General features: G+C 60.2%; 18 protein-coding genes and 1 tRNA gene. 5 read left to right on the top strand and 14 right to left on the bottom strand.

The features are described from left to right. Window positions 1-202: 202 nt before the first annotated feature. The 12 genes from ACUXVA_RS15930 to ACUXVA_RS15875 form a co-directional block, all read right to left on the bottom strand. A complete protein-coding gene (locus ACUXVA_RS15930; protein ID WP_445486947.1) occupies window positions 203-541 on the bottom strand; it encodes a hypothetical protein in 339 nt (112 codons plus the stop codon). A gap of 446 nt (window positions 542-987) precedes the next feature. Next, a complete protein-coding gene (locus ACUXVA_RS15925; protein WP_265079428.1) occupies window positions 988-1,590 on the bottom strand; it encodes a hypothetical protein in 603 nt (200 codons plus the stop codon). 29 nt (window positions 1,591-1,619) lie between these two features. After that, on the bottom strand, window positions 1,620-3,572 hold the full coding sequence (locus ACUXVA_RS15920) for a YadA family autotransporter adhesin (protein ID WP_445486945.1): 1,953 nt from the start codon (window positions 3,570-3,572) through the stop codon (window positions 1,620-1,622). Between the two features lie 408 nt (window positions 3,573-3,980). Continuing rightward, window positions 3,981-4,394, bottom strand: a complete 414-nt coding sequence (locus ACUXVA_RS15915; protein ID WP_445486943.1) for a DUF1127 domain-containing protein — start codon at window positions 4,392-4,394, stop codon at window positions 3,981-3,983. A 252-nt stretch (window positions 4,395-4,646) separates the two neighbouring features. Next, window positions 4,647-5,789, bottom strand: a complete 1,143-nt coding sequence (locus tag ACUXVA_RS15910; protein ID WP_265079431.1) for a helix-turn-helix transcriptional regulator — start codon at window positions 5,787-5,789, stop codon at window positions 4,647-4,649. Between the two features lie 58 nt (window positions 5,790-5,847). Next, window positions 5,848-7,299 (bottom strand): amidase, encoded by a 1,452-nt coding sequence (locus ACUXVA_RS15905; protein WP_445486940.1) that lies wholly within the window; start codon window positions 7,297-7,299, stop codon window positions 5,848-5,850. A 2-nt stretch (window positions 7,300-7,301) separates the two neighbouring features. Further along, window positions 7,302-8,705, bottom strand: a complete 1,404-nt coding sequence (locus tag ACUXVA_RS15900; RefSeq protein ID WP_265079434.1) for an NADH:flavin oxidoreductase — start codon at window positions 8,703-8,705, stop codon at window positions 7,302-7,304. A gap of 448 nt (window positions 8,706-9,153) precedes the next feature. Further along, complete coding sequence (locus ACUXVA_RS15895; RefSeq protein WP_265079435.1) at window positions 9,154-10,353, bottom strand: cupin domain-containing protein; 1,200 nt, start codon at window positions 10,351-10,353, stop codon at window positions 9,154-9,156. A 246-nt stretch (window positions 10,354-10,599) separates the two neighbouring features. Further along, the gene (locus ACUXVA_RS15890) at window positions 10,600-11,025 is read right to left on the bottom strand and encodes an Lpg1974 family pore-forming outer membrane protein (RefSeq protein ID WP_265079436.1); all 426 of its coding nucleotides are present in this window, start codon (window positions 11,023-11,025) and stop codon (window positions 10,600-10,602) included. A 63-nt stretch (window positions 11,026-11,088) separates the two neighbouring features. Continuing rightward, window positions 11,089-11,904 carry a hypothetical protein gene (locus tag ACUXVA_RS15885; protein ID WP_445486937.1) on the bottom strand — a complete coding sequence of 272 codons (816 nt, stop codon included), beginning with the start codon at window positions 11,902-11,904 and terminating at the stop codon, window positions 11,089-11,091. A 151-nt stretch (window positions 11,905-12,055) separates the two neighbouring features. Then, window positions 12,056-13,195: a helix-turn-helix transcriptional regulator gene (locus ACUXVA_RS15880; RefSeq protein ID WP_445486935.1), complete on the bottom strand. Its 1,140-nt coding sequence runs from the start codon at window positions 13,193-13,195 to the stop codon at window positions 12,056-12,058. Between the two features lie 451 nt (window positions 13,196-13,646). Beyond that, on the bottom strand, window positions 13,647-14,603 hold the full coding sequence (locus ACUXVA_RS15875; protein ID WP_445486933.1) for a ribokinase: 957 nt from the start codon (window positions 14,601-14,603) through the stop codon (window positions 13,647-13,649). A gap of 95 nt (window positions 14,604-14,698) precedes the next feature. Here ACUXVA_RS15875 and ACUXVA_RS15870 point away from each other — a divergent pair, with 95 nt between their 5' ends. The 4 genes from ACUXVA_RS15870 to ACUXVA_RS15855 all read left to right on the top strand — a co-directional run bounded on the left by ACUXVA_RS15870 (window position 14,699) and on the right by ACUXVA_RS15855 (window position 16,970). Further along, window positions 14,699-15,475: a GntR family transcriptional regulator gene (locus ACUXVA_RS15870; protein ID WP_320109648.1), complete on the top strand. Its 777-nt coding sequence runs from the start codon at window positions 14,699-14,701 to the stop codon at window positions 15,473-15,475. Between the two features lie 75 nt (window positions 15,476-15,550). Beyond that, window positions 15,551-16,264 carry an AzlC family ABC transporter permease gene (locus tag ACUXVA_RS15865; RefSeq protein WP_445486931.1) on the top strand — a complete coding sequence of 238 codons (714 nt, stop codon included), beginning with the start codon at window positions 15,551-15,553 and terminating at the stop codon, window positions 16,262-16,264. After that, window positions 16,261-16,563 carry an AzlD family protein gene (locus tag ACUXVA_RS15860; protein ID WP_265079441.1) on the top strand — a complete coding sequence of 101 codons (303 nt, stop codon included), beginning with the start codon at window positions 16,261-16,263 and terminating at the stop codon, window positions 16,561-16,563. The genes ACUXVA_RS15865 and ACUXVA_RS15860 overlap by 4 nt, the downstream gene beginning before the upstream one ends. Before the next feature lie 92 nt (window positions 16,564-16,655). Next, a complete protein-coding gene (locus ACUXVA_RS15855) occupies window positions 16,656-16,970 on the top strand; it encodes a hypothetical protein (protein ID WP_265079442.1) in 315 nt (104 codons plus the stop codon). Window positions 16,971-17,382: 412 nt separating this feature from the next. On the opposite strand, the gene ACUXVA_RS15850 is transcribed toward ACUXVA_RS15855, so the two are convergent. After that, window positions 17,383-17,457, bottom strand: a tRNA-Glu gene (locus ACUXVA_RS15850). A gap of 104 nt (window positions 17,458-17,561) precedes the next feature. Then, window positions 17,562-17,900: a hypothetical protein gene (locus ACUXVA_RS15845; RefSeq protein WP_265079443.1), complete on the bottom strand. Its 339-nt coding sequence runs from the start codon at window positions 17,898-17,900 to the stop codon at window positions 17,562-17,564. 31 nt (window positions 17,901-17,931) lie between these two features. Between ACUXVA_RS15845 and ACUXVA_RS15840 the strand changes: the two genes are divergently transcribed. Then, complete coding sequence (locus ACUXVA_RS15840; RefSeq protein ID WP_445486928.1) at window positions 17,932-18,927, top strand: RluA family pseudouridine synthase; 996 nt, start codon at window positions 17,932-17,934, stop codon at window positions 18,925-18,927. The last annotated feature ends 88 nt before the right edge of the window (window positions 18,928-19,015 follow it).

Here is a 19,015-nt window from a genome sequence, read left to right as displayed (position 1 = left end):
GATACTTTATTCCGCGTTCTTGGTAACGCCGCGTTGACATGAATCAAAGGCAGTCGAGGTGGAAATCTTCCTCATATTGAAACATGAACCCCCATGCTCCGGTCGTAACAATGCCGCCCGTCCCTTAACGACTATCGCTCAACCGGTGCGAGTTCGATGCGGGAAAGTATCGCGGCGAGTTCCTCATATTTGAACGGCTTTTTCAGCACGGGCCGGTCGGAGTAACCGTCCCTCGCGCTCTGACCGGTGTTACCAGTCGAATATCCGCATCATGATGCTCATCGCTCATTGACGGAAAGGTCACGACGAAACCGTTGATGTCCCAATCGATCTTGCAGTCGATGATGCTCGGATCAACTGCGGACGCTTGGACAAACTGCTCAATCTGGTTGTGGCTGAGCCGCCTGCCCTTCATGGGATTGGGATTGGCCTGAAAATGGAGGGGAGCCAACCGGAGCGGTTTCCACGTTTTTCCAGGCTTGCTCACCGCGATCGGTTTCGATGCGGTTTTGTCGCGAAGTCCAGTAAGGGTGCCGCTCATCATTGGTGCTCGCGTTGGAATGGAAATGCGCCGGGTTCAGCCAGGGCAAATCAGCACGGCAGCAGGAAAACGGTCTTTACTGCACACTGCGCTCGCATTCTATCCGCAGTGCTTCGTCCTTGCGTGATCGCATGACAGTTCGATGATGATGCGTGATGCAGCGTGTGACGTACAACGTAGATCAAAATTTGAATCTCATTGCGCGTCACGGCGGCATCGCAAAAACGGATGAGAAACTATCAAATGCGAAGCGATTAAAACTCTGCGCACGCGCCAGCTCGTTCTTCAGCCTGGCGGCCGAGGTCCTTTCAAGCAGCGTGCGGGTCGTACAAGCGCTCGGCGTCGGACTTCTGGATCTCGACGGTGCGGTCGCAGCGCCGGCACCAGACGCGCAGCAAGTGACGAGGAATCTCCGACAGCCGCCACTGTTGGATCGGCAAGCATTGTCACGGCCGCTTCGGTGCCTCCTTGGGCGCGGCGGCTGGCGCAGGATTTTTCGCCGCCGGAGCGGCCGGCTGCATCGCGGCGCCTGGTGGTGCTTGTGGCGTGGGTGGCCCCGGCGCGGCAGGCGCCGCCTGGCCGATCGACACCGAGATGCCGAACAATCGCCACTGCCCGTTCACCGGCGCAAAGGCGAGTTCGAAATTGACTTGCGACGGCACCGAAGGAAACAGGCCGGCCATGCGCATCAGGCCGTTCGGTTCGATCTGCGGCAGCAAGGTGAGTTGCGGATCGATCGCCGCGACGCCGGACAGATCGAGATTGTCGTTGCGCTGCTTGACAAAGATTTCGGCGAGCCGCGCGGCGGTGTTGGTTTGAAAACCAGGCGCGCCGAGGTCGCGCAACACTGTGTAGTTGCCGGTCTTGTTGGCCTGATCGAGTGCCAGCAGCGAGGACCGGATCAAGATCAGCACGCCATTGCGGTCAATCTGCGCCGGCTTTGCCGTCGCCTCGTGCTGGCCCGGCTTGGACGTCTGGCTTCGCGCTGGACCGCAAGGCAGAGCGCATGCCACCGCGATCGCAACGAGAGCAAGGCGCACGACACGCATGACCTTGCACCACGCTCCCCGTATGCGCCTCAAAACTCGCCGCCAAGACCGACATAAGCCGTGTGTTGAGTGCCGCCTCCATTGCCGTAGCCGGCAACCACGCTGAGTGGGATAGCCATGTTCAGACGATGCGCAACACCGAAGCCGAATCCACCTTCTCCCTGGAACACCGAACCACGCACCTGCCACGTCGTCTTGCCCGGTGCGGAGGGCATCGGCGCGCTTGCCGTTGCGACGGCGGCGGCGATGCCGCGCCGTGCTTCGGTGCGGTTGTCCCCGATCTGCGACTGCAAACTGGAAATTTGCGACTGGAATCCTGAAGTCAGACCCGAGAGCTGGCTCATATTGACCGCGTCGGTTAGATTGATGCCGGCGGCGACGTTGGTGAGCCGCCGTTCATTGCCTGCGGTGCCGAACGACACCGTATTGGCCAGCGTCGCCACCGAGCCGGATCCGATCGCGACCGAATTGGCCGCAAGTGCCCGGGAATTAGGCCCGAGCGCGGTTGCGAGCGAACCTGTCGCGACGGCACCGTCACCGAAAGCGGCGCCCCCGTTCGCGGCCGATGCGGCTGCGCCCACCGCGACCGATCCGGTCGCAATGGCACCGTTACCGATGGCGATGGCGTCGACACCAGTGGCCGCCGAATTCTGGCCCACCGCGACCGCGCCTGCTGCGGTTGCCTGGGCGCTGGAGCCGAGTGCCGTCGCGCCCACTGCGCTGGCCACGCTCGCCTGGCCGACTGCGGTGGCGCGGTCGGCGCTCGCCGTACTATTCAGTCCATAAGCGCTCGCGGCCGTTCCGCTAGCTGTGCTGGCGTTACCGGTCGCAGTGCTGAAGTCGCCTGAAGCCGTGCTCTGCGTCCCATAGGCTGTACTGCTGGACCCCGTCGCCCTACTGAACGCGCCGCTCGCGGTGCTGGAATTTCCGCTCGCCGTACTCTGGATGCCGTTAGCGGTGCTGAAGTCTCCGGTCGCTGTGCCGAGGACGCCGGTCGCCGTGCTATTGAGGCCGCTCGCCGTACTGGAAGCTCCACTCGCCGTGCTGAAGTCGCCGCTCGCAGTGCTGCCCTGTCCGTAGGCGCTCGCGTTGGCACCGGTCGCGCTACTGCCGACACCACCCGCTGTGCTGTTGTCGCCGGTCGCCGTTGTTCCACTGCCAAGCGCGGTAGCGTTCACTGCATTGGCCATTGCTTGGTAACCCAGCGCCGTCGCGTTGGTTTGTCCAGCGCCCGTAGAGCCGGCCTGTGAGTCGCCGCCGATCGCCGTCGTCCCGGCATTCTGAAACCCAGAGCCGACGAAGTTATCTCCCGCTGCGGCTCTCACACCATAGGCGACGCTGTTGGTTCCGGTTGCGTTGCTCGTGCGGCCAGTTGCCGTGCTGGAATCGCCGCTTGCTGAACTGCCATAGCCGGTCGCGGTGCCGTAGTCGCCTGTCGCCCTCGAGCTGGAACCGGTCGCGGTGCTGCCCACGCCCTGTGCCGCACTAGACCGACCGGTTGCCGTGCTGAACACGCCGGTCGCACTGCTGGTATCGCCGGTCGCCGTACTGTATTCGCCGGTCGCCGTGGCGTTGTTGCCGGTCGCCGTGGCGTTGCCGCCGGTCGCGTTGGCGGAATTGCCTGTCGCCGTGCCTATGCCACGCGCTTGTGCATTGGGGCCGCAGGCCGAATCGCCGGCGCTACCTGCCGTGGCGCCCGCGGAACTGCCCGAGCCCGCCTGGCCGCAGACGAATTGCGCGGTAGCGGGCGCTGGAGCGAGCGCCAGGACAAACATGGAGAGCGCCGCGGATACGAGGACACCGATTGCAAGCTTGGCCGGCCGAAAATGTATATTCCGAACAGCCGTTATATCTGCGCCGCAGTCGCCGCCCGCGCCGGCACGAAGGACAACGCCACAGAATACGGCAAGATGCGGGCCGTTGGTCCTCGTCTGGCGGCCACGACGTCGTATCGTCGTCGAATGAATGAGTATGGGTGACAACGCATCGCTCCCCTTGTTATGCGGGAGCGAAACTGCGGACAAGACGCCGGTGGCGCATCAACCGTTTGGTGGAGACCAGGGTGGTATCAGCTTCCCGCCCAACGTTTTCTGCGGTGTGTTGCCAAAGTACAACCGACCCGACTGCTGCGCATTCGAATGCGTATGACGAATAACGCGATCAAGTCGGGTTCCGGGCTGACGCCATCGCCGATGGCGCCGGAAAGATCGAGACGGCAAATTCGGCAATCGACGCGGAATACCGAATTGTCCACGTTGAATACCGATCAGCCTACTTCAAGATCTGACTTCGATTCGGAGCGCGACGCCTGCGCAATATTCGCCTTGATATCAACTTTGCGCGCCCCTTCCCCGATCGCAGATCCTTGTTCATTGTTCATTGTTCATTGTTCATTGTTCATTGCTCATCCCAAGGCTGTCCATCTTAAGGCTGTCCATCCCAAGACTAGGTGCTATCCCAACTCCAGGTGCGATGTCGGATGAGGTCGATTGCGGGCGCATCAGTGTGACCGGTTCCCAGAAAAAACGCATCGCTTCGACTTGCGCATCGAACAAATCGATACCGATATCATGGAGAAAATCGGCTGCATCTACCATATCCGCGCGCAACTGCGCTCTGAAGCGGATGCGTTGCCACCATGTCGCTGGAAGCCGCAAGATTGCACGCAGCGGCGCGACAAAAATGATGGCACTGCTTGCCGGTGCGCTGTCCGAGTAATCTGTTTTGGCCAGAGTGGGCGAGTGGATAATCACGCTCCCGCATGTATCTGTCGTTTGGTTTCGGCGAATAATTCCGGACTGCATTTGTCGCTCTCCCATTTCGATTAACCGCATCAGAAACTGGGGGAGATAAACCGATGGCACATCAACCGTTCGGTGGAATCACGGTGGCGAGTTCTTTACCTTCAGGCTTCGACTCGTCTTTAGTAAGTTCGCACGGCATCGCATCATGGTCGAAGACGCATTGGCTGGGCCAACGATGATGCAGCCACACTGCAACACGACCACCCAGCAGCGCGAACGGCGTCGGCAGCCGCCATCACAATCCAGATCCTGTCACTCCCGTCTGGCTCGCACCGGTGGCTTCAATCTCTCGAAGAGGTGAACCAGTTCCAACTGGCGTCCGGTGTTGGTTTTGACAAAGATTTTCAGCAGATGAGTTTTTACGGTAGCGAAGCCGATGCCCAGGTCATCCGCCGCCTCCTGAGGTGTTTGCCCTCTCACAATTTTCTCGAGCACGCGCTCTTCGGCCGCGCTCAGTCCATAGAGCGTGGCAAATGCTTGCGTGAGCGGTGGCGCCGCGTCGGAGGGATCCTGGATGAACACAGCCGCGGTCCCCGGCAACGGCATCAGCGGGTTGCGACCGTCTCGCCATCGCAGCGGCAGGACGTTAGCGATCAGACCGCCGCCTTCCTCATCCGGCAGCGCAACTGCATGCCTCCCTGTGAAACGCGGCGCCTTGCCGACGACGCTCTGCGCCAAGGCGTGCGCGAGGCGATCCCGCGCCCCGGCATCCGTGGCCATCAGTCGGCCGTTCGTCGACTTGAGGGTGCCGCCCGCCTTCAGGATGCGCTCGGCAGAACTGTTCATATAGGAGATGCGACCATCGTCTTCGGTGAGAAAAATGGCTGTCGAGAGATGATCGACGGTCTGTTCGAGGCGCGAGGCTGCGATGGTGCGCAGATCCAAAGCATCCGAGATAAGTAACGCCCGGCAGATGTGCGGCGACAGCAGCGACATCTGCTGCAGATCCTCCTCGGTAAAACGAGATTGCACGCTGGATCTCGTCACTGAGAACCACGCCACGCGCCTTCCAGATTTCAGGACCAGCACACCGATGACGTCGCGCAGACCGAGCGGCCTGACCCATTTCATGTAGAAATCGCTGTTGAGCGGCTCGCGCTCGCCCGCCAGCACCGTCATGGTGGCCACTTCGCCGACATTGTCGAGTGTCGTCGAATGCGTCGCCGGCAATCGCGATGCGACGAGCTTCTCGAAATACAACCGCAGGAATGATTGCTCGGCACCATGTTCAAACACACTGGCAGCATCGACCGTACTGCGGCCCTGGATCACGATCGAGCTTGCAGCACTTTCCCCAAAGGTTGAGATCAGTGGCAATGCGCGGTACCAGTTCTCCGGCGCGAGCACACAGTCGTAAACGGCGCCAATGATATCAGAGAGAGTCTCGGGTCGCATTTGATTGCCTGCCTGGGTCAGTGGACCATTGCTGTTCGTGTGATCTTGGCGACCAAAGCTAATCCCATCCTTTGGGAGGCACAAAGCCCTGAAACTCCCGCTCGAGCAACCGCGCCACCTCGATGCAGGTGAGATCGCCATATTCTGGACCGACGATTTGCACGCCGACTGGGAGCCCGCTTTTTGACAGGCCTGCCGGCGCAACCGTCGCAGGCAAATGGGCGACGGTGAAATAGGCGCCCCAGAATGTCGGGTCGGCGGGAGACGTGGGTTTCCCCTTCACCATCACCTTGCGCTCATGCCATGCGTGTTTCGGATCATGCGGAACAGCGACGGTCGGCGCCGCCGGGCACAACAACACGTCCCAATCGTTGAAAAACATACGCCAAGCCTGACGCAGCCGGTTGCGCGCCGTATCAAGCTCCGACCAATCCGCGTGGGTGAACACCTTCTCGGTTGCAGGGCCCTTGCCGTCATCCATTGTCAGGAACCGCGCGCGCAAGTGGGCCAGCCTGGTCCAAAATTTTTCGTCGTGCTGCCGGGTAGCGAGGCCGGCCATCAGCAGGCCACCGAAGATCTGGAACGCTACCGCCGGATCGATCGCGGGACGCGCGCGCTCGCTGACCTTCGCTTTTCGACTGACAAGAAAATCGACAACGGCCTGGAGGCGTTCCTGAACCTCGTGATCGACGGGGAAGCTTGGGTCGTCCAGCATCACCGCGACACGTAGCTCGCTCAGATCTTTCATACGCGGCGGCGGCAGGCTCAACTTCCAGCCAACAGCATCCTCGGGCATGGGTCCCGTGATCAGAGATAGGCCGAGCTTCAGATCGTCGGCACTCCGCGCCAACGGCCCCGCGACACAGAGGTCCGGCTTGCTGCCAATGCCGGGCATGACGTGACCGGACCAGTTGGTAATGCCATAGGTCGATTTATGCCCGAAGATTCCACAATAGTGAGCGACGTTGCGAACGCCGCCACCGAAATCCACACCGAGCTCCAATCCGGTGAGGCCTGCAGCCAGAGCCGCTGCCGCTCCGCCCGATGAGCCACCCGGTGACCGGTCAAGATCCCAAGGGTTGCTTGTCGTGCCATAAATTTCATTTTGCGTCGCCCAGCCGACCAGATAGGCGGCGACATTCGTCTTCCCGAATGCAATGGCGCCGGCATCGATATATCTCTGCACGGCCAGTGCATTGGTTGCCGGCCGATGATCCCTCAGTTCCGGCACCCCCCAGGTTGCCGGCATGCCCGCGAGATCAAAGCTGTCCTTGATCGTGACGGGAACGCCGTGCAACGGGCCCCAGACGTCTCCCTTCGCCAGTGCTGTATCGGCGGCCCTTGCGCGCCTTCGCGCACCCGGGATGTCGGTCGCGACAACCGCATTGACGCGCGCGTTGTGCTTGTCGATGCGCGCGAGATAGAGGTCCAGCAACTCCTCGGAGCTGATCTTTTTCGCCTTGATCAGACCAGCCAGCTCGGTTGCCGATCGAAATGCTGTTCCGTCCATTGCTAATTCCCCGCAGCGCTTTCCGATACGTCGGTCAACGGCGTTCCCTGCAACGAGAATGGCGCGTTCGGTGAGCTCCATGCCAGAACCTGATCCATCATCGCTTCGGTTGAAGCGAAGCGCCGCTGATCATAGCAACCCAAGGGGAATACGGCGGTTTGGGCGCAACAGAGCGTGCAGAAGGAGCAAGGCCGATCCGGTTGCTTCACGCCGCGTGCGAATTGCTCGAGCAAGTCCGGATTCGCAAGCAGCGGGCGCGCAATCGCAACCATGTCACATTTGCCTGCGGCAAGCGTACGATCGATCGTATCGCGATCCTGAAAACCGCCATTGGTGATAACGGGAATACTGACTTCGGCGCGAATGGCCGCGGCGAAATCGGCATTGGCCGCCGGTCGAAAGCGCCAACCGATACCAAACAGGTTCTTTCTTATCGCGGCCGGCGTGATATTGAAGATGCCGGCGCGAACATTCGCCTTGCGACTAAGATAGCGCGTCGCATTAACAAAGGTCAGAAAGCCCTCGTCGGGATAATCTCCCGGGCTTCCCATCGGATTGGGAAAGCCGAATCCACTATCGACGTGCAGGTAGTCCACGCCAAGCTCTTGCAGCTGCCGTGCATAGTATGTGGTTTCCGGCAGTCCGTTGCCCATGATGTATTGCCGCAGCGGCCACACCGGAGGAAATCGCAGATTCAACGGCAGGAAATTGAAGTCCTTGGCCGACAGGCGGACGCCCAAAAGGAAATTCGTGCCGATTGCCTCACGCACGGCTTCGACAATATCCCGCAGCAGCCGGAAGCGCTTATCGACCGAACCGCCATAGGCGTCCTTGCGTCGATTGGTTGCCGGGTTGAGAAACTGGTGAATCAGATATCCCTTGGACGCAGTAATCTCGATGCCATCGCACTCTGCCTCAGCAGCACGCCGAGCGGCTTGCTTGAAATTCAGGATCGCCCCCTTGATCTGTGCGGAACTCATCGGCAACGCGCTGTTGTGGTAGCCGTACAGAAGATCGAAGAACCAGGAGGCGGATAGCCGATCACCATCCTGAGGCCGAAGGCTGGTATGCGTCGCCGCACCGGTATCGCCAAGCTGGATGATGTATTTGCACCCGCCGGACACACTGCCCGCTTGTCTAATCTCGCCGATCGCATTGCGCAGCGGCGGCACGAAACGGTCGCTGTGCAACGCCGGATATTCGAGGGGCGACATGCGCGTTTCGTTCACGCTGATCGTCGCCGAAATGATCCCGGCGACGCCCCTTTCGGCAAATCGTTTTTCGAAATGCGTCCAGGCCGGAGACACGGTCCCGTCGTAATACGCGTTTCGTCCGCCCATTGATGAGCGAAGCACGCGATTGCTGAAGTCGACATTCTTGATCCGAAACGGCTCAAACAACACCATACGTCTCCAAAGCTCATCCCCAAGTCACGCATTCATGGCGACCATGATTGGTTCGACGCGACGCCGGTGAACTGACTCGCCATGGCATCGGAGATAAGTTGGGGCTCTGTCGGATCATCTGCTACGCTGGCGGCGCTCGTCGAGCCTGGCTTGGGCATTTCAGCTACGCTTTCTATCGTCAAAGCCGCTTAGGTCGTCGATAAGCCTCCGGCTCGATCAGCACCCTAAGGTGTTGAAATTTTCGGCGTTGCCTGAACTCCGGAGATCACCGCCACCAGTCTTCTCCAACGACCAGCCACCAGGTTCGTCAATGACGCCCGGCCATCGACGACGACAAATCTCGACAATAGCCATTAAGCATCCAAAATCATACCAACGCAAGCTGCGCTTCTACAAATCTGCAGAGCCTGAAGCACGACGTCGATAGATTGCATTTGATGTGATCGTTTCAGGTGCTTGGTCCCGCCGCCGCGGGCACGATAATTCTTGAGCGCGGGAACGACGGTACAGCCGCTTCAGCAATACCGAGATTGTTCGCCAGCAGGTGCCGCGGTGCCTTGGTCACCCAATCGGCCAGACTGCTCTCGCGATAGGTTCCGCTATCGAGAACACCCACCATCTCAGCGTTCTCAGTACCGATATTCTTGATCGAGTGACCACAGTTGCGAGGAATATAGGCGCACTCACCTGCGGACAATTCAGCAGTGGCCACACGCTTGTCGGTTCCAAAAAGTGTGACCTGAGTTCGCCCCTTCAACACGTAATGCCACTCGTTGGCATCAGGATGCCAGTGAGGTTCGTGCATCGCTCCGGCTTTGAGCTTCAAAACCATTCCCGTCAGCGTCGTCGAGAGTGGGAATTCTTTTTCCGACGCGATGTAGAGTTCACCACCGGCGGTGGCCACTTTAGGCTTGTGTGCCATCAGCGCATAGCGGTGGCTCCGATTGCGATCGAGCGACCGCGCCATTCGCGCCTGCGGTCCATCGACAGCCAGCACCTCGCCTTGCATGATGTAGGTCTCGGCCTTCGGAGCCGTCGTGAATGCGCTCGCAGACACACCCAATGCCTGCGAGAGCGAGGCCGCATCGTAGCGGCTCATCCAGTCGCTGATTCCAAAAGTTCCGTGCTCGGAATAAAGGCCGTCGTCAAACGCAAGGATCGCGTGGCAGGGTTTTGCGCCGAGCGTCTGGATGGCATGGCTATGCCCCCGCGGGAAATACCATAAATCACCTTGCCCAAGATTCACGACCTCGGTCACGCCCTCCGGATCCACGACGGTGACCTGACAGCTTCCGTCGATAATGTAGGCCCACTCCGCGGAGTTATGCCAATGCATCTCACGTGCGCCGCCCGCGTTGATGAACAGATGCGCCCCGGCGATATTGGTCGCGATGGGCAATCCGCGCGTCGTGATCTCGCGCGCCCATCCGCCCGACGTCGCCTTGATCGGAGCCTTGTCCAGAGACGCGGTGAAGATCACGGGATCGCCGGGTTTCCGCGGAATCGTGCGCACGAAGTCCGAGGCAGGCGCCACATCGTAGCCAGCCGCATGCCCATCGCTGGGTGCTGCCATCGACCGGCTGGCTGCAACACTTGTCGCCCCGAATGCGAACGCTCCGATGAAAAGACGCCGGCTTGCATTGAACATGGGTAACTCCCGTCGATGATTACATTTGATTTGATGGTCGAAGACGCTCGCTTGAGATCGCTGCCGTACGAATGGACGCATCAGAGTTGTAGCTTGCCGCAGAACAGGATCGAGCGAACATGCATCTCTTCCCGCCCGCGACAGGCTCGAGAGCTTCCATTCCGATCAAGTCCGAACGGAAGCTCTGGATTCCCGTTATGACGCGTCGTCGTCACGCGAACCGGCATCCCCTTCGCCGGAAACTCCCTAGAAGGTCGCACTCACGCCAAGGCGCGGACCGTGGATGTAGCGATCGGTGGTCTGCTTGGTGTCCGGGTCGACGCTCTGGTTCAGCACATTGAAATAGGCATCCAGCCGGTAGCTGGCGCTGAGCTTGACGTTTGGCGTCATCCAGTAGGACACGCCGACTTGGATATCCGCGTTAAACACGGTGGCAAAACGCTGGTCGGTCGACCTGTTCATAAAGTTGCCGCCGCCACCAAGAAAGGACGGATCGACGACGCTCGTGCTCGTAGATGTGCTCACCAGCTTCTGGTTTCCGAACAGCACGGCGGCATCGCCGAGGTAGTCGAACGCCCAGTTGCCCGCGAGGGGCATGGAGCCTTCAATGCCTACACGCGGACCGGCGCCGAGAAAACTGCTTCGCTGATCTGTTGCTTCCGTCGAACTCACTGAGAATTGACTGATAAGCCCCCCCCGCCGCCAAAAGCAACCGGCCTACCGAAGTTTTGAGTGTTATTGGTCTTCTGCGTTGTGCTCGTCTGGCCCACGAATTCCGCCAGGCGCAGGCCGAATTTCACCTGCATCGCGGACGCGCCGTCGCCGAGAATATCCCGCCCGACAGCAATATCGGCCAGCCAGTGCGTTTCCTTGTACGTCGCCCCGAACGATTGACTGGCGCTGGCGCTGGCGCCGCCACCAAGAGCAAGCCCCCCCTCCAAGCTGTTGTGCAAGCTGTGCAAGCTGTGCCGCATCTAACGTAGCCGCGGACGATGCGAAGCCGGAAGCCTTGCCTTCGCCGTAACGGAACTGACCGCTGACATGCCAGGGCGAAGCAGCAAAGCGGTAGTCAAAGCCAGCCGCCGCCTCCCAGCCCAGTTTGGGAGTAAGATCGAACGATCCAGGCACACTGACGCCGCCGGTTATGACGCCCAAGCCGCTAAAATCGAGGAGGCTGTAATCCGACGCGAGCCGATCGCCGCCGCTCCAGATCGCGCCACCTTCGCCCCATACCCGGAACTGACCGGCCGATTCGACCGGCCGCGCCTTGTAGGCCAGCGGCAGATCGGCCGCGAACGCGCCGAACGGATCGGAGCGCTTGGCTCCCGGCTGCGCCGCCACGACAGGCGTGGCCGCCGTCGATGACTTCAGCGTTGCATTCTGCTCGCGCAGGGACTTGTTCTGGCGCAGCGCCGCGTTTTCCTTGCGGATAGTAGCATTTTCCTTCTCCAGCGCAGTGAGCCGCGCCGCTACGTCGTCACTCGATGCTGCGTGCGCAGCGCCGGCCGCACCGATGCCAAGTACCAAAACCGTGACCAGACTCTTCTTCATTATCGCCTCACCCCATTTTTTGCGTGGCGCCGACAAGCGGCGCGACTGCAGCGAATGTTTCCGAAGATGGCGGGCGCTAACACCTCACATATGCTAGGGGCAGAGGTACTTTGCGATCGGCTGTGACAAAGCGGCCACGCAGCCGGCAGACTCAGCCGCGCCGGATCAGCGGCTGCGTGCTCTTCAGCAGCGCGACCAACTGGCTTTGCTGATTGGTACGGGTCTTGCGGAAGATGTCATTGAGATAGAAACGTGCGGTGCTGAAGCGAATGCCCTGATGGATCGCGGCATCCTTCAACGTCAGACCTCTGGCAAGCCCCGCTGCAAGCCGGGCTTCAGTGGGCGTAAGTTCGAACAGTTTGCGGGCGTGATCTTCGAAGCCGCTGGGCAACGCCAACGACATCTCGCGCAGATAGATGACGGCGTGCCGCGGCTGCCCGCCCCGGGATACACCTTTGCCCACCGCCGGCCCGACGCTCAGCACAATATCGATGCCGGGATCGTCGGCCTCGCCGGCGCGAAGCAGAAGATCACCACCAAGACCGGGCGCGACATCGTTATGAACAGCGCATGTGTCCGCGACGAGCTTCTGCAGGGTAACCGTGCTTCTGGCATCCGCTGTTGCCAGCACGCGAGATTTCGCCCGCAGCGGACTTCCCTGGCGCATCAGGATATCCTCGGCTACCTCGTTCATATGCACGATACGCAGATGGGCATCGACGAGCAGCACGCCAAACGGCAGGTGCGCGTAACTTGACGCCAACATCTGCGCCGATTGAAATCTGCGGCCGAGCTCGGCCGCGCGTGCGACGTGCTGCCCGACGAATTGCAGCAATTCGGCATCAGCGGCGTCAAAGGCCCGCTGGTTGCGCCCGCGCTGAACGTCGAGGAACCAGAACGACGGGCCAAATTCCAACAATTTGCTACCGAGACCGCTATACATATCCTGCGGCGCCATCCATTCATTCCAGAAGCGGCTGCGCCGCAAGACGTCATTGCCGATCAATTCGCTATCGCTGTAAATCAACCCGACCGGAGCGGCCTCCAGCGCACTGGTATAGATGTCGGACCGCCCCGCATGTTCCTCGATATAGCGACGCTGGAACGTGGGATCAGGATTTGCGTTGATGACATCGGTCGGCACAAGGTCCGGACCGCTCCGGACGAAGCACGCCGCGGAGCCATGGAACATGACGCGAACTTGATCGATAGCGACCTGCCACTGCGACGGCTCGAAAGCTGCCGCGTAAATCATGTCTATAACGCCGAACAAAAGTTCAGGTCTGATCAATGTCATATCCAGTTTTTTGCACTGAGATTATTGGGGCCGAAGAAAGCCCCATGTCTATTCTTGTTGCAGTTCAGTTCTGAAATTCGTCTGTAACCGTTGCCGTGCGACGCGAGACATCAGTTACAACTTCACCACGTTGCTCCCGCAGCCAAACGGAGAGCCGGACCAGGCGCGACGCCGTTCAAAACGCGAGTACAGCACATCAACCGTTCGGTGGAGACATCGCGCGTGCGAACACTTCATTTCGGATTTCGGATGCTTTTGCCTCCCATGATCCGTCGAGCAGCTCAGGTATCCAAGCCCGAACCTGCACTCACAACAGCCCCTTCGATAAGAACCCACTAAATATCCAAATGAGGTCCAAAACAAGCCACGTCTTTAAATTTCCGCCGGTGGAGAGAATAAGGAGGAAGAGAAGCCCGTTGGGGCTGGTGGGGCGTCGCCGCGTTAGTCAACAATGGTCGAGCAGGAAGGCATCGACGATCGCCCGGTCCGGGAAGGCATCGAAAACACCCCAGGTGCTGGCGAGAACGGCACCACAGGCGCTCGCAAAGGCCATGACTTCTTCCCGGGGCTGCCCCTCAGCCAAGCTTACCGCGAGCCCTGCTGCGAAAGCATCGCCCGCTCCCAACGTATCTATCGCGATAACCGGAAAGCACGGCTGGTGGAGGGGCAGGTCCCCGCTGCGGCAGAAGACGGCGCCTCCCTGCCCCAGTGTCACGACGACGATCGCGGGGCCCATCGTCATCACGGCTTCGGCGAAGGTTTGGATCTCTGTAAGCCCATGAGCATCAAAAGGTGATCTGCTTGCTCCAGCCAGATCCGAAGCCATATCTGCAGCCTCACTCGCGTTGAGGACCAGGATGGTTGTCAGCGCGAGAAGCCGATGGTCCAGTTTACGAAACGGAGAGGGATTGAGAAGCGTCGTTTTGCCCGCTTCGCGCGCGATCTCGAAAGCCGCGATGATTGGCTCATCACCAACCTCAAACTGCGCCAGAGTTATATTTGCCTTTGAGATGGCAGCTTGCTTTTCACGCACATCGTCCGCGCCAAGGCGCCCATTCGCGCCCGGAAAAACTGCCAGGCAATTCTCTCCTTGAGCATCGATGAAACCGATGCCCGCGCCTGTTGCACCAGGAAGGCGGCGGAGCATCTCACCAGGGAGCCTGGCGCGTTCCAACGCTGGCACCGCAAGCCCGGACAGCATATCGTCGCCAACCGGCAGGACCCCGTCCACGTTGGCGCCTAATCGCCTGCATGCAACGGCAAGGTTGAAACCCTTGCCGCCAGGCTCCAGAGCAAAGGCGTGCGCCGTCAAGGATTCGCCGGGTTTGGGAAGTCTCTCGACCTTGGCGGCACTTGCAGCGACAAAACTACCAACGACAAAGAGATGAATATTGCTTCGCATGGACCGTCCGTAGATTGATTTGGCAAGGATAATTGGTGTAACTCTCCCGTTGTCAGGTTATTTTTCCTTCAATGTTATAACGGTTATGTAGAAAATTGAACGGCAGCAAAATTTCCAAGCCAAAGCCCAAGAGCCTGATTGATGTTCTCAAGCTCCGCGAAGACACGGCGATGCCGCTCTATCGTCAGCTTGAAGAACAACTTGCAGCAATGATCGAGCAAGGTCGGCTGGCTCCTGGCGCGACGATGCCGGCAGAACGCCACCTGGCGGCTGAATTGCGCTTGAGTCGGACCACAGTGCAGCATTGCTACGATGCGCTACGCAAACGGCGGCTGCTCGCCGCTCACGGTCGCCTCGGATACATCGTTCAGAAGCCGGAAACCGTTCTTGAGCCGGGCATGAACCGCCTGAAGGGCTTTACTCAGGAGATGAAAGAGCTCGGCCGCACGCCCTCGTCAAAGATTTTGGAGCGACAGGCTGTCAGCGACCGATTGATCGCATCCATCTTCGGACTACCATCGACAGCGCGGTTTCTGAAGCTCGTCCGCGTGCGTCTCGGAGATGGCATCCCCCTGTCGCGCGAGGTCGCGTGGTACAGCCTTGATGCCTGCCAAAGCCTAGAACATGCCGACCTATCAGGTTCGGTTTATACTTATCTCGCCGAGCACGGCGCCCCGCCGGATCATTGCGAACAGACGATTGAAGCAACTTCGCCCGATCAGGAGGAGTGCTCGATATTCGGCTTCACCGAGCCACTGCCCTCACTGCTGATCAAGCGCCGCACCTATGATCCAACCAACCGGATGCTGGAATATGTCGAGGGCCTGTTCCGCGGCGACAGCTATGCATATCGACTGAAGATGAAGATCTAGGAACGCTTGCAGACCGGTGCTTGCGGATTTCTTGCGTGAATTCTAACTTTCGTGAGATGCGAAGAAAGGCCCGCAATGCCAACAGCCGGCTCGGTAGCTTCAACTCGTCCACGCGACGAAATCCGCGATGGCCTGCGCGATATTTTTCCGGCCGCCGTCGCAGCGATCCCGATAGGTCTGTTGTTTGGCGCACTGTGCGTGGGAAAGGGACTCTCGCCGATAGAAGTCGCATTGATGTCGGCCACGGTCTGTGCCGGCGCCGCACAGTTTGCCTCAATCGAGATTTGGGGGCAGCCGGTTCCCGTCGCGGCGATCGTGCTTTCCACCCTTTTGGTCAACCTCCGCAACCTGCTGATGAGCGCGTCCCTGGCGCCGAAAACTGCCTCTTTCACAACCTTGCAGCGGCTGCTCGGGTTCTACGTCCTGTCCGATGAGAACTGGGCCCTGAGCGAACGGCGCGTCCGAGCGAAACCACTGACCCCAGCCTATTTTCTCACGATGGGCGGGGTTCTCTACACAAATTGGGTCTTCTGGACCACGCTTGGTGCGCTTGCTGGCGCGTTCTTGGGAGATCCTCGGCGCCTCGGTGCCGATTTTGCGTTTACGGCGCTTTTCATCGGCCTTATCGCCGGCTTCTGGAAGGGAAAGAGCACCGCAAGTGCTGTGGTTTCCAGTGCGGTTGCCTCGGCGATCGCGTTCGTGACCATCGGCGCGCCATGGCACGTCCTGATCGGGACCATCGCAGGCATTGCGGCGGTTTATGTTGCCGCTCCCGAGCAGACGCCATGAGCGTCTCCGCGTCGACCATTCTTGCCATCGTCGGCATGGCTATCGTGACATATGCCACGCGGATCGGCGGGATTTTCTTTGCAGACAAGCTTCAACTCAAAGGCAGAGCCAAGGTGGCATTCGACGAGATCCCCGCGGCGGTCCTCGTATCCGTCATCGCCCCAGCGGTGCTCACGACCGGACCGGCCGAAACAGTCGCTGCCTTGATAACGATACTCGCCGCGCGGCGACTGCCTTTGATCGCGGTCGTCATCGTTGGAGTTATCGCAGTGGTCGTATTGCGGCTCGTCGTGAACTAGGCGGCATCGGTTGCGGACGTCGTCCTCCGTCAATGACCCATCACGATATGCGCCAAGAATTGTCGCGCTGTGTCGCACGGCGGTAGATCACCATGACCAATGCGGAGCTTGATGCCTGGATGCTTCCGAAATTTGAGATCCTTCGGGACGCTGTGCGCAAAATCTCGATGGAGTGGAAGGTCAACAGATCGAAGTATACCACCGTCGATAATTTCATGCTCGCGACTAAGCCGCTGCGGGATCGCGCCGAGCGGGTTGCCTTCAACGTTTCCCTTATGGATTCGGGCACGCAGGCCAGCGCTGACATGAAGGCGCGCGCAGTCGCTTATTTAGCGACGGGCAACTGGGACGCTTTGCTCGATGAAGACGCCGCTTCAAGCGCCCTGGCGATGGAGCAGGCAGCGTAGCCGCCGATCAACCGACTACGGAAATGCCTAGCACTTTTCTTTGGACTTGGTCAGGATGACGCGCGGTCTGGAAACTGACCTTCTTTCCTACTGCATTGTCATTTCACTCGGCGAAGGTATCCGGCCGGCATGCTCTGTCGGGGAAATTCGAAGATCGATCCGGGCAATCGATAAGTAATCCACCAAGGTAGATTCTTGAGAAATTCCACCATGACCCCCCCGGCCTTAGGTAACTAAAAGCCGGTTGTGGCAGACCACCACGCCCGTTTCAAAGGGCAGATACTGGCTTTTGCAAGATTAGGACGGCCGATCGGCAAGGAGCGGTCGACCAAAGCGGCCCACAGATCCCACAGCGTTCATTCGATGGATATTAGACGAAATTTCGAGACAGCTGCTAAGCCATTGAAATAATTGGTGCTCCCTAGCGGAATCGAACCGCTGTTTTCGCCGTGAGAGGGCGACGTCCTAACCGCTAGACGAAGGGAGCGTGGGCGTAGCCAATACCTTGCAAAGACCGCCTCTGCAAGATGCCATTGGCGGCTAAAACCCCTGGAAGGCGGAAACGATGCCGGGAGCTTCCCCGGCACGCGCCTAGGGCTCGCTGGCGAAGCGCATGATGCCGGCCGGCTTCAGCGTTTTGGCGTCGTAAGTGCGGATTTCCATGGAACCGGCCACGTCCAGCGTCAGCACCAGCCGGTCCCCGGCCACGGCGGTGGAGAGGATTTTGGTGCCTTTCGGCAAGGTGGCCGTGGTGGTCGCCGCGGCCGTGGTGCTTCCCTCGGCCTTGAAAAGCTTGTAGCCGATGACCACGAGCAGCGCGCCGACGCCGATGGCGGTGGTGAGGCCGGCAATCAGCATCATTTTCCGCACCCGTGCCACCAGAGCTGCGGTTTGTTCGGGATGCGGATCCGGCGTAACAGGTTCGGTCATGCAAAACTCTTTGACTCAGGAAGCGGCGGGAATGAACGATCGACGGCTGGACGTCACGGTATTGGGCGACGAAGGCTCGATCCGGCTCGATCGGGTGCTCGCCGTGCGCAGCCCGGAGCTGTCGCGCTCGCGGCTGAAGGCGCTGATTCTCGCCGGTCAGGTCACGATCGGCGATACCCCCGTTCGCGACCCCGCTTATCATGTGAATGCCGGCGATACGATCACAATCGACGTGCCGCCATCGGTTGCACCGGAGCCGGAAGGCGAGGATATCGCCCTCGATATCGTGTTCGAGGACGACGACATCGTCATCATCAACAAGCCCAAGGGCCTGGTGGTGCATCCCGCCGCCGGCCACGAGACCGGCACGCTGGTCAATGCGCTGATCGCCCATTGCGGCGCCACCCTGTCGGGCATTGGCGGCGTGCGCCGGCCGGGCATCGTGCACCGCCTGGACAAGGACACCACCGGGCTGATGGTGGTCGCCAAGAACGACGCTGCCCATAAATCGCTGACCGAGCAGTTTGCCGACCACGGCCGCACCAACGAGATGCGCCGCGGCTACATGGCCTTCGTCTGGGGCGTGCCGAAGCGGCTGACCGGCACGGTGGATGCCCCCATCGACCGCCATCCCCATGCCCGCGAGAAGATGGCGGTGCGCGACACCGGCCGGCAGGCCGTGACCCACTGGGAGGTGACGGAAACCTTCAACGACCGCCACGGCAAGCCGGTGGCGAGCCTTTTGGCCTGTCGGCTGGAGACCGGCCGCACCCATCAGATCCGCGTGCATATGGGCCATATCGGCCATCCCCTGATGGGCGACAGCGTCTACGGCCCGCACTTCAAGACCAAGGCCAATGCGCTTGGCCCGCTCAGCCGGCCGGCGCTGTCCGACCTCGGCCGCCAGGCCCTGCACGCCTACATGCTGACCCTCGAACATCCCCGCAGCGGCGAGATTCTGGAGTGGCTGAGCGACCTGCCGGCCGATCTGGCATTATTGCGGGATCGCCTGAGGGCGACGGAATGACGCAGATGCATCAAAAAGAGTTAGGCAATTCATAAGCTTATGGCGGCAACACCGGAACGTGACAGGGAATTCACTTCCACTACGCCCG

Source organism: Rhodopseudomonas sp. RCAM05734 (genome assembly GCF_052658035.1).
The sequence above is the reverse complement of the archived record's forward strand: the minus strand, read 5'-3'. Positions and strand labels throughout refer to the sequence as shown.

Excerpts from the sequence above, each read along its gene's own strand:
- ACUXVA_RS15845 (WP_265079443.1), bottom strand. The coding sequence starts at position 17,900 with ATGACCGAACCTGTTACGCCGGATCCGCATCCCGAACAAACCGCAGCT.
- ACUXVA_RS15865 (WP_445486931.1), top strand. The coding sequence starts at position 15,551 with ATGCCAACAGCCGGCTCGGTAGCTTCAACTCGTCCACGCGACGAAATC.
- ACUXVA_RS15900 (WP_265079434.1), bottom strand. The coding sequence starts at position 8,705 with ATGGTGTTGTTTGAGCCGTTTCGGATCAAGAATGTCGACTTCAGCAAT.
- ACUXVA_RS15875 (WP_445486933.1), bottom strand. The coding sequence starts at position 14,603 with ATGCGAAGCAATATTCATCTCTTTGTCGTTGGTAGTTTTGTCGCTGCA.
- ACUXVA_RS15860 (WP_265079441.1), top strand. The coding sequence starts at position 16,261 with ATGAGCGTCTCCGCGTCGACCATTCTTGCCATCGTCGGCATGGCTATC.
- ACUXVA_RS15930 (WP_445486947.1), bottom strand. The coding sequence starts at position 541 with ATGAGCGGCACCCTTACTGGACTTCGCGACAAAACCGCATCGAAACCG.
- ACUXVA_RS15915 (WP_445486943.1), bottom strand. The coding sequence starts at position 4,394 with ATGCAGTCCGGAATTATTCGCCGAAACCAAACGACAGATACATGCGGG.
- ACUXVA_RS15905 (WP_445486940.1), bottom strand. The coding sequence starts at position 7,299 with ATGGACGGAACAGCATTTCGATCGGCAACCGAGCTGGCTGGTCTGATC.
- ACUXVA_RS15840 (WP_445486928.1), top strand. The coding sequence starts at position 17,932 with ATGAACGATCGACGGCTGGACGTCACGGTATTGGGCGACGAAGGCTCG.
- ACUXVA_RS15925 (WP_265079428.1), bottom strand. The coding sequence starts at position 1,590 with ATGCGTGTCGTGCGCCTTGCTCTCGTTGCGATCGCGGTGGCATGCGCT.
- ACUXVA_RS15885 (WP_445486937.1), bottom strand. The coding sequence starts at position 11,904 with ATGAAGAAGAGTCTGGTCACGGTTTTGGTACTTGGCATCGGTGCGGCC.
- ACUXVA_RS15855 (WP_265079442.1), top strand. The coding sequence starts at position 16,656 with ATGACCAATGCGGAGCTTGATGCCTGGATGCTTCCGAAATTTGAGATC.
- ACUXVA_RS15895 (WP_265079435.1), bottom strand. The coding sequence starts at position 10,353 with ATGTTCAATGCAAGCCGGCGTCTTTTCATCGGAGCGTTCGCATTCGGG.
- ACUXVA_RS15910 (WP_265079431.1), bottom strand. The coding sequence starts at position 5,789 with ATGCGACCCGAGACTCTCTCTGATATCATTGGCGCCGTTTACGACTGT.